This window comes from Campylobacter ureolyticus ACS-301-V-Sch3b (assembly GCF_000413435.1).
Classification (GTDB): domain Bacteria; phylum Campylobacterota; class Campylobacteria; order Campylobacterales; family Campylobacteraceae; genus Campylobacter_B; species Campylobacter_B ureolyticus_A.
Genome location: NZ_KE340326.1, coordinates 297,824 through 306,603 on the forward strand (window position 1 = coordinate 297,824; position 8,780 = coordinate 306,603).

An 8,780-nucleotide genomic window follows, 5' to 3' on the forward strand; every position below is an offset into this window, starting at 1 on the left:
TGAATAGTTTAAATTAATTTTATTTAAAGAATTTAATAGTTTAATTTTAGAAATTTTAATTATTTGCCGCCAAATTTAATAAGAGCAGATCCCCAAGTAAATCCCCCACCAAAAGCATCAAGTAAAAGCAAATCTCCATTTTTTAAATTGTTATTTTCATAAGCATAATTTAATGCCATTGGAATAGAAGCAGAGCTGGTATTTCCAAATTTATCAACAGTTACAACGCACTGATTATCACTTAAATTAAGCCTATCTTTTACTGCATTTATTATTCTTAAATTTGCTTGATGAGGAACAAAGAGGCTAATTTTTTCACTTGAAATTTTATTTTTTTCTAAAATTTTTAAAACATCATTTGTAAGAGTGTTAATGGCTGTTTTAAAAACTTCATTACCTTTCATGTGGATAAATTGAAGATTATTTTCTATAACAAAATTTGAAGCAGGATTTTTTGATCCACATCCTGGAGTTATAAGCAAGTCACCCTTACTTCCATCACTTGAAGTGTGTGTGTCTATGATGTAGTTTTCATCCTTACTTTCTGAAATAACAGCCGCACCTGCACCATCGCCAAATAAAACACAAGTTGTCCTATCATTCCAATTTACAATCGAGCTAAGCTTTTCGGCTCCAATTATTAAAATATTTTTTTTAAGTCCACTTTCAACCATGCTTTTTGCTATTTCTATCAAATAGATAAATCCACTACAAGCAGCACTTATATCAAATGCCATAACATCATCAATGCCTAAAAGATCGGCTATCCTACATGCAGTTGATGGCATACATAGATAATCAGGCGAGATAGTAGCACAAATAATACAATCAATATCATCTATGCTTAAATTTGCTCTTTTTATAGCAAGTTTTGCAGCTTTATATCCCAAATCACTCGTAACTTCATCTTTGGCTATATGTCTGGTTTTGATACCAGTTCTTTTTGTGATCCAATCATCACTTGTTTCTACCATTTTTTCTAAGTCATGATTTGTTAAAATATGTTCAGGCGCATAAGCTGCGATAGATATCATAGATGCTTTTTTCATTTATTTTATAACCTTATTTATCTTTTTTAAACTTTTCAAGCTCATTTACGACATCGCAAGTAATGTCTGATTTTGCAAAAGCGATTGCTTGAAAGATAGCATTTTTAATAGCTTTTGATGAACTTTTTCCATGGCTTATGATAACGCACTTTTTAATGCCTAAAAGTGGTGCTCCACCATACTCTGCATAATCAGTTTGTTTTTTGATATTTTTAAATCCAGGCTTTAAAAGAAGTCCTCCAAGTTTTGCCAAAAATGAGTTTTTAATTTCATTTTTTATAAGCTTACTTATAGCAGCTGCTGCGCCTTCGCTTGTTTTTAAAACGATATTTCCAACAAACCCATCGCAAACAACAACATCAACCGAACCATCAAAAATTTGAGCCCCTTCGACATTTCCAATAAAAGAATCTAATCTTTTTAAAAGTTTAAAAGCCTCTTTTGTTGGTTCATCACCTTTGCTCTCTTCTTCTCCGTTGGATAAAATTCCTATTTTAGGATTTTTAATATTCATAATATTTCTTGCATAAGCAAGTCCTAAAACACCAAATTGAAAAATATGTTCTGCTTTGCAATCAACATTTGCCCCAACATCAAGCAAAAGAGTTTTGCTTCCTTCTTTACTACAAGGCATAAATGTCGCAATACCTGGTCTTAAAACTCCACTTAGTCTACCGATTTTAAGAGTTGCTAAACTCATAGTTGCACCGCTATGTCCAGCAGATACAATAGCTTCACAAACTCCATCTTTTACCAACTCAATAGCTTTGTAGATGCTTGTATTTGGTTTTTTAAAAGCACTTGTAGCTTCCTCTTTCATAGTTAGAATTTCATCAGCTTGAACAAATCTAACTCTATCTATAAACTCATTAGGGATAAATTCCTTTATGGCCTCTTCATCGCCTACTAAGAAAGGTTCAAATTCCCTTTGTTTTAAGGCTTCTACAACACCTTTTACGATAGGTTCGCAGCCAAAATCCCCACCCATAGCATCTACTGCTATCTTTATCATTAGTATTCGCCGGTTGTTTTATTTGCGCGGTGTGGTATTTTCCAGCTACCGTCTTTATCTTTTACAGGAATAGGAAGTTTTACACTATAATGTGTTCTTCTTTTCGCTGCTCTAGTTTTACTAACGCGTCTTTTTGGAACTGCCATTTTTTCTCCTTTATAAATTTATTACTGTTTCGAGCACTCGTCACAGTAAAAATAGCCACTTTTAAAAGATTCAACTTCACTTTGAATAACTTCATCAAAGTCTATTTTACCGTCAAAAAACTCTATAACATTATCAAGTGTTTGCAAGTTATAAACTCCATTGCTTAAAATTATATCTACATTTTCATCTAAGCTTAAAGTGATATCTTTGCCACATCTATTGCAAATATATGGAATCTCTCCAAAAATATGTGCGTTTAAATTTATAACTTTGTCACTAACTTTTTCTAAACTTCCTTTTAAATTTACACCATTATAAGAAGTTTCTACAAAAGAAATTTTTTGATTTAAAAAATCTATTTTCAATTTTTTAGCAAATCTCTCTTTGTGCGAAGAAAAATGCTATTTCTGTTTTTGCATTTTCCAAACTATCACTTCCATGAACTGCATTTGCATCAATGCTTTCAGCAAAATCAGCTCTAATTGTTCCTTTTGCTGCTTCTTTTGGGTTTGTTGCTCCCATAAGTTCTCTGTTTTTAGCAACTGCATCATTACCTTCTAAAACCATAACAACAACAGGACCGCTTACCATAAAATCAACTAACTCACCAAAAAAAGGTCTTTCTTTATGAACTGCGTAAAATGCTTTTGCATCACATTTACTAAGTCTAACTTTTTTCATAGCTGCAATTCTTAGTCCGTTTGACTCAAATCTATCAATTATTTTTCCAATAACGCCTTTTTTTACAGCATCAGGTTTTATTATAGATAGTGTTCTTTGCATAAATTCTCCTTGAAAATAGTATAAATTATATGAAATTTATAAAGCTGTGATAATATCTAAAATTTGATTAAAAAAAGTTTAAGCCCAAAATTAATTGGGCTTAGTGATTAATCTATCACAGCTACGCTGCCATCTCTTTGATCGTTTGAAATCTCTTCTCTGTGCGGTTGACCATCAACAACTTCACTCCAAACAATACATCCATCAGTTGGGCACGCATCTGCACAAGCTGGTGAGTCATTATGACCTACGCACTCAACACATTTATCAGCATAAACATAATAAATATCTTCTCCATTTGGGTTATCGCTATCATCTACAATAGCTTCAACTGGGCACTCATCTATGCATGAGCCGCAGCTTATACAGGTATCAGTAATTTTAACTGCCATTTTTTCTCCTTTATCGATAATTTAAAAACTTGATAATATCATAATTTGAATTAATAAAAAGTAAAATTTGCTTTGAAATTTATAAAAAAAATAATGAATTTGTTACTTTAATATAAATTTAGATTTGGTTAACTCAAATGCTTTATAATATTGCGAACGAAAATTAATTAATAGGAGAAAAAATGTTAGTAACAAAAAAAGCACCTGATTTTACAGCTACAGCTGTATTAGGAAATAACACAATAGTTGAAGATTTTAATCTTTATAAAAATTTAGGTAAAAACGGCGCGGTAGTTTTTTTCTATCCAAAAGATTTTACATTTGTTTGCCCTAGTGAAATAATTGCATTTGATCACAGATATAATGATTTTAAAGAAAGAGGAATTGAAGTTATTGGAATTAGCACTGATAATGAGTTTTCTCATCTTGCTTGGAAAAACACTCCAGTAAATAAAGGTGGAATTGGAAATATTAAATATCCTTTAGTTTCAGATATCACAAAACAAATTTCAAGAGACTTTGATGTACTTTATGCTGATGCAGTTGCACTTAGAGGTTCATTTTTACTTGATAAAGATGGTACTGTAAGACACATGGTTTTAAACGATGATGCACTTGGTAGAAACATAGATGAGATGCTAAGAATGGTTGATACTATGCTATTTACAAATGAGCACGGAGTTGTTTGTCCAGCTGGCTGGAACAAAGGTCAAGAAGGTATGAAAGCAAATCCTGAGGGTGTTGCTGATTATCTAGGTAAAAACGCAGATAAACTATAATCTTAATGGGGAGTTTTTCCCCATTTTTTTAAACTAAAAACTTCTAAATTCTTACTATTTTTTATAAAATTTTACTTATGAATTTTAAATTTTTATCTATTTTTATAGTTATTATGGTTAAAATAGCTTGATTTTAAAATGAAATTTAAGGCAAAAGATGGAAAAAAACTTAATTCTTGGTATAGAAAGTAGTTGTGATGATAGTTCAATTGCTTTAATAGATATAAAAACCTATAATTGCGTAGAATATCTAAAAATATCTCAAGAAAAAGAGCATTGTGAGTTTGGTGGAGTTGTGCCTGAACTTGCAGCAAGGCTTCATACAGCCGCACTTCCTAAACTACTTGAAAAAATAAAACAGCATTTTGACAATATAGCTGCCATTGCAGTTACCAATATGCCAGGTCTTAGTGTGAGCTTGGTTGGTGGTGTAAGTATGGCAAAGGCTTTAAGTGTGTCTTTAAACATTCCATTAATTGAAATAAATCATCTTTTAGGACATATTTACTCACTTTTTTTAGACTGCGAGGCTAAATTTCCACTTGGAGTTTTGCTAGTTAGTGGCGGACACACAATGGTTTTAGATATTGATAAAGACAAAAATATAAAAATAGTAGCAAAAACTGGAGATGACAGCTTTGGTGAGAGCTTTGATAAAGTAGCTAAGATGATGAATTTAGGCTATCCTGGTGGCACGGTAATAGAAAATTTAGCAAAAAACGGTACGAACAAATATAACTTTACAATACCACTTTTGCACGATAAAAGAGTAGAATACAGCTTTTCAGGACTTAAAAATCAAGTAAGATTAGCCATAGAAGAGTGTTGGGATTTAAGTCAAACCGATAAAGAAAATATAGCTTTTTCATTTCAAAAAGCAGCAATTTCACATATAATGGATAAATTAAGTAAAATTTATGAAGTTAAAAAATGGAAAAATTTTGGTGTTGTTGGTGGAGCTAGTGCAAATTTGGTTTTAAGACAAAATTTAGAAAAATTATGCAGTAAATTTAGCGCAAATCTTTTAACCGCACCTCTTAAATACTGCTCAGATAATGCTTTAATGATAGCAAGAGTTGGAGTAGAAAAGTATAAAATGGGTAAATTTATAAGCTACCAAAATTTAGAAATAAAACCTAAAATTGATAAGCTTTGTTTATGAAATTTTAAAAATATTTTAGCAGTGCAATAAATTAAATTTTAAATTTAGCGACTAAAACATTAAAACTAATTTATTGCAGTATCTAAAAAAGACTTATTTATAAAATGCAGTATAAATTAAAGAGTTGATATAAATTTAGCTAATGCATTTATCTCATCATCACTTAACTCACTTGCCGTTCTGTGCATCGTAGCTTTTAAATTTCCACCATAATTTATATCGTTTTTATATCCCATAAGATCTGCTTTTATTTGATTTTCATCAAGCTCATTTATAATTTTACTAGCTTTTAAAGCACTTTTTTCACCATATCTACCATGACAAGATGCACACTTAATATCAAAATATTCATCAACGCTTTTGCCGTTAAAAATATTTATATTTTTAGTGATTTTTTCATTAGTTTGTGAAGTTTCAACTGTGTTTTTTGCTTCATTGCTTTTTGCTTCATTGCTTTTTACTTGATTTTCGGTTTTTGCGTCTTGAGTTTTTTCATCGGTTTTTTTACTATCATTTGAACATCCCAATAGAAAAAGCGAGATAAAACAGGCTAAAATAAATCTCATCATAAATCCTTTTAAAAAATTTATGAAATTATACCAAAAAATTTATGAAATTATAAAAATTATTAATTAGTTACTTTTTTAAAGAAAAGCCCAAAAATTTTGGGCTTTTATAGATTAATAAGTTGTGATATCAACATTTACGCGTCTATTTGGTGCAAGACACTCAATAAGTTTATTTTTAGAAAGACTTGAATCACACTCTTTAACAGGCTGGCTTTCACCAGCTCCTTTAGTTGTGATTTTGCTACTTAATATTCCGTTTTTAACAAATTCACTTTTAACTGAATTTGCTCTTTTTTGTGAAAGGATAAAGTTTGATTTATCACTTCCGATTAAGTCTGTATGGCCTACAACAAAAATATTTTTAATGTTTTCTTTGCCAAATTTATTTACTAAATTTGAAATTTCATTTTTTCCATTTTGACTTAAATTAGCACTTGCAAATTTAAATAAAAAATCACTTGATAGCTCAATGTGTTGTGTTTTTTTGTTTTTATTTACAAAGTCCTCACACTCTTTAGTGTTCCAAAACAAACTAGCTGCTTTATATGTATCAAAGTCATAAACTATTTTATACTGACAAATCATATCTTTATCACCAGCTTTTTCTTTAAGGTTAAAAAGATAGTCCCACTCAACTACATATGCAAATCCAGCTGGAAAATGTGGAACTCCAATAAGTTTTCTTATCTCATCTTTACTCATTCCAACTTCGATTTTTCTTATATTTTCCAAATTTACACTCAAAGCTTTTTTATAAATGCTTTTTTCTGGTTTTGGAAAAGTAACTTCATCTTTTGTCATTATACCATTTCTTGGTACTTTTGTGCTTGACTTTGTAGTACAACCTTGTAGGAAAAGCATCCCAACAACTGCTAAAACTACTAACGAAATTTTTTTCATATTTTTATCCTTTTTATAATGTCAAAAAAGAAAGAGCACAAGCTCCTTCTTTTAATTAAAAATGAAATCCTACAGATAAAGCAGCACCGGCTTTTTCTTGTGAGTCATAACTTGCGCTACCTTTAAATACCCATTTTCCACTATCACTCATTTTTGATAAACCTATAGCCATAGCTGACTGACCATCATAAAAGCCACTTCCTAAGCTAATCATTCCCTTTCCTGGGATTGTTGCTTGTGGAAGATTTCCTACTGCTAAGGCTGAAGCTGTTCCAGCACTAGCATCTTTTTTATACTCGCCAAGCTTTCCATAAACATCGTTTAATCCAGCTCTTAGTTGTCCCATAGTAGCTGCATCTGAGTTTAGAACACCAGGAGCGACATTGCTTATAGTTCTTTGAGTTACTGTGCCATCTTTATTTATTCCACCAACAGATACTGTGTATGGTCTTTCAACTACTTTTCCATTTGACACAACTTTCGTATTTGAACCAGCGCCAATAGCGACTGAGTTTACACCTTTTGCTTCTGCTTGAGTGCTATTATCTACAACTTTGCCATTTTTATCAAATTTACGATTGTCTGCTGCTATCCATTTAGAACCTTGACTAGCTACTTTTTGAACTGCTTTTAATTGAGCGACATTTACTGCATCTGAGTCTTGTGTACCAGCTGCAACACCTGTAATTTGACGAGTAAATTTATTTCCGACCTCATCAGAGCCTCCGACTGATATCGCACCTTTTGTGTTCGCAACTGTATCTGCAACAGCTTGATTATCAAATAAATAAACACCTTGTTTTGTAGTATCATCAAGGGCTTTTCTGTTTGCTTGTGAGTATGAGCCAAGAGCTACTCCACCAGCAACACTTGTTATAGAATTTGTTCCTATAGAAATTGCATTTTCAGCATCATTATCTACTTTTGCTTGTATTCCTATAGCTACGCCACCTTTAGAGTCTGCACTTGAGTCATCTTTATCTAAACCACGTGTTCCCTTGACTTGACCATCATTAACATGGAAAAATCTTGTTCCTTGGGTATTAATATTTTTGATAGAATTTACTATCGTATCAATAGCCCCAGCTCCATCAGCAACTACGTGTTTTTGACCAGAAGCTGAATTTGTAGCTAAATCTTCTTTTATTTTATCTACATCTATTGTTTTGTTTCCGTTGCCATCATCTGTAATATATGTATTTCCGATAATATTATTGATATTGGTTGAAACATTTACTATCTTTCCATCAACAGTTGCAAGATCACCGATAGTAGCAGCATTGTGTTTATACTTTGCCTTTTCAGAATCACTTAATTTTTTATAATCGGCTATGGTACCATCTTTTCCATTTTGACCTAAGCCATCCAAGCCGCTCTTCAATCCAGTGATTTGCTTATCATTCATAGCAACACCATCTGCTGTTATGCTAGGTCCTTCTGATCCATCAGCTTGAGTAATTTTCAAACCATCTTTTCCAAGATTTATTTTATTTTCGCCAACATTTCCAAGATTAATCTCATCTTTCAAGGCTACTTTTACTTCGCCGTTTTTAACTGAAGTTGTGATATTTTTACCATCTCCGTTGATATTAAGAGCTCCACTGCTTAATTTTACGCTACCTTTAGTGCCGTGATCTCCTGCTATATTTAAATTAACACTACCAACTTGCGCATTGATATTATTTACGGCTTCAGTAAGGTCTTTATTTGTAATAACACTTGTATCACCTAGAGTTGCATCTCCAAATGTGTATTTCTTACTATTGGTTTCAATAGAAGTTATGTCTTTAAGTTCTTGATTTAGACTATATTTAACGTTTCCGTTTCCATCATCAGTTACAGTTAAATTTTTTCCTGCAGCGAAATTATAAGTTGTTCCGTTAAGTCCTGTAAGATCAACACCTACTTCAAATGTTTGTTTGCCATTTACTACACCCTTATCAGCAACTCTAATTTTGCTTCCTGTTTCCGCTTTTACATCTACAGA

At 31.8% G+C, this 8,780-nt stretch carries 11 protein-coding genes; 2 read left to right on the forward strand and 9 right to left on the reverse strand.

The features are described from left to right. Positions 1 to 59 precede the first annotated feature (59 nt). The 6 genes from HMPREF9309_RS01460 to HMPREF9309_RS01485 form a co-directional block, all read right to left on the reverse strand. Positions 60 to 1,049 (reverse strand): beta-ketoacyl-ACP synthase III, encoded by a 990-nt coding sequence (locus HMPREF9309_RS01460; protein WP_016646148.1) that lies wholly within the window; start codon positions 1,047 to 1,049, stop codon positions 60 to 62. Positions 1,050 to 1,062: 13 nt separating this feature from the next. Then, the gene (gene plsX / locus HMPREF9309_RS01465; protein WP_016646149.1) at positions 1,063 to 2,061 is read right to left on the reverse strand and encodes a phosphate acyltransferase PlsX; all 999 of its coding nucleotides are present in this window, start codon (positions 2,059 to 2,061) and stop codon (positions 1,063 to 1,065) included. Beyond that, on the reverse strand, positions 2,061 to 2,207 hold the full coding sequence (rpmF, locus tag HMPREF9309_RS01470; protein WP_016646150.1) for a 50S ribosomal protein L32: 147 nt from the start codon (positions 2,205 to 2,207) through the stop codon (positions 2,061 to 2,063). Before rpmF ends, plsX begins: the two co-directional genes overlap by 1 nt. A 21-nt stretch (positions 2,208 to 2,228) precedes the next feature. Continuing rightward, positions 2,229 to 2,573 carry a DUF177 domain-containing protein gene (locus HMPREF9309_RS01475; RefSeq protein WP_016646151.1) on the reverse strand — a complete coding sequence of 115 codons (345 nt, stop codon included), beginning with the start codon at positions 2,571 to 2,573 and terminating at the stop codon, positions 2,229 to 2,231. Positions 2,574 to 2,577: 4 nt separating this feature from the next. Continuing rightward, on the reverse strand, positions 2,578 to 2,991 hold the full coding sequence (gene ndk, locus HMPREF9309_RS01480; protein WP_016646152.1) for a nucleoside-diphosphate kinase: 414 nt from the start codon (positions 2,989 to 2,991) through the stop codon (positions 2,578 to 2,580). 107 nt (positions 2,992 to 3,098) lie between these two features. Further along, positions 3,099 to 3,383 (reverse strand): DUF362 domain-containing protein, encoded by a 285-nt coding sequence (locus HMPREF9309_RS01485; RefSeq protein WP_016646153.1) that lies wholly within the window; start codon positions 3,381 to 3,383, stop codon positions 3,099 to 3,101. A 182-nt stretch (positions 3,384 to 3,565) separates the two neighbouring features. Between HMPREF9309_RS01485 and HMPREF9309_RS01490 the strand changes: the two genes are divergently transcribed. Both HMPREF9309_RS01490 and tsaD read left to right on the forward strand, forming a co-directional pair. Continuing rightward, complete coding sequence (locus HMPREF9309_RS01490; RefSeq protein WP_016646154.1) at positions 3,566 to 4,162, forward strand: peroxiredoxin; 597 nt, start codon at positions 3,566 to 3,568, stop codon at positions 4,160 to 4,162. A 157-nt stretch (positions 4,163 to 4,319) separates the two neighbouring features. Continuing rightward, the gene (tsaD, locus tag HMPREF9309_RS01495) at positions 4,320 to 5,324 is read left to right on the forward strand and encodes a tRNA (adenosine(37)-N6)-threonylcarbamoyltransferase complex transferase subunit TsaD (protein WP_016646155.1); all 1,005 of its coding nucleotides are present in this window, start codon (positions 4,320 to 4,322) and stop codon (positions 5,322 to 5,324) included. A 116-nt stretch (positions 5,325 to 5,440) separates the two neighbouring features. Here tsaD and HMPREF9309_RS01500 read toward each other — a convergent pair whose 3' ends face one another. The 3 genes from HMPREF9309_RS01500 to HMPREF9309_RS09010 form a co-directional block, all read right to left on the reverse strand. Further along, positions 5,441 to 5,890 (reverse strand): c-type cytochrome, encoded by a 450-nt coding sequence (locus HMPREF9309_RS01500; RefSeq protein WP_016646156.1) that lies wholly within the window; start codon positions 5,888 to 5,890, stop codon positions 5,441 to 5,443. Positions 5,891 to 6,004: 114 nt separating this feature from the next. Continuing rightward, the gene (locus HMPREF9309_RS08810; protein WP_016646157.1) at positions 6,005 to 6,793 is read right to left on the reverse strand and encodes an OmpA family protein; all 789 of its coding nucleotides are present in this window, start codon (positions 6,791 to 6,793) and stop codon (positions 6,005 to 6,007) included. A 55-nt stretch (positions 6,794 to 6,848) separates the two neighbouring features. Beyond that, the coding region (locus HMPREF9309_RS09010; protein WP_016646158.1) for a YadA family autotransporter adhesin at positions 6,849 to 8,780 on the reverse strand (1,932 nt) is incomplete at its 5' end.

Excerpts from the sequence above, each read along its gene's own strand:
- HMPREF9309_RS01460 (WP_016646148.1), bottom strand. The coding sequence starts at position 1,049 with ATGAAAAAAGCATCTATGATATCTATCGCAGCTTATGCGCCTGAACAT.
- plsX (WP_016646149.1), bottom strand. The coding sequence starts at position 2,061 with ATGATAAAGATAGCAGTAGATGCTATGGGTGGGGATTTTGGCTGCGAA.
- rpmF (WP_016646150.1), bottom strand. The coding sequence starts at position 2,207 with ATGGCAGTTCCAAAAAGACGCGTTAGTAAAACTAGAGCAGCGAAAAGA.
- ndk (WP_016646152.1), bottom strand. The coding sequence starts at position 2,991 with ATGCAAAGAACACTATCTATAATAAAACCTGATGCTGTAAAAAAAGGC.
- HMPREF9309_RS01485 (WP_016646153.1), bottom strand. The coding sequence starts at position 3,383 with ATGGCAGTTAAAATTACTGATACCTGTATAAGCTGCGGCTCATGCATA.
- HMPREF9309_RS01490 (WP_016646154.1), top strand. The coding sequence starts at position 3,566 with ATGTTAGTAACAAAAAAAGCACCTGATTTTACAGCTACAGCTGTATTA.
- tsaD (WP_016646155.1), top strand. The coding sequence starts at position 4,320 with ATGGAAAAAAACTTAATTCTTGGTATAGAAAGTAGTTGTGATGATAGT.
- HMPREF9309_RS01500 (WP_016646156.1), bottom strand. The coding sequence starts at position 5,890 with ATGAGATTTATTTTAGCCTGTTTTATCTCGCTTTTTCTATTGGGATGT.
- HMPREF9309_RS08810 (WP_016646157.1), bottom strand. The coding sequence starts at position 6,793 with ATGAAAAAAATTTCGTTAGTAGTTTTAGCAGTTGTTGGGATGCTTTTC.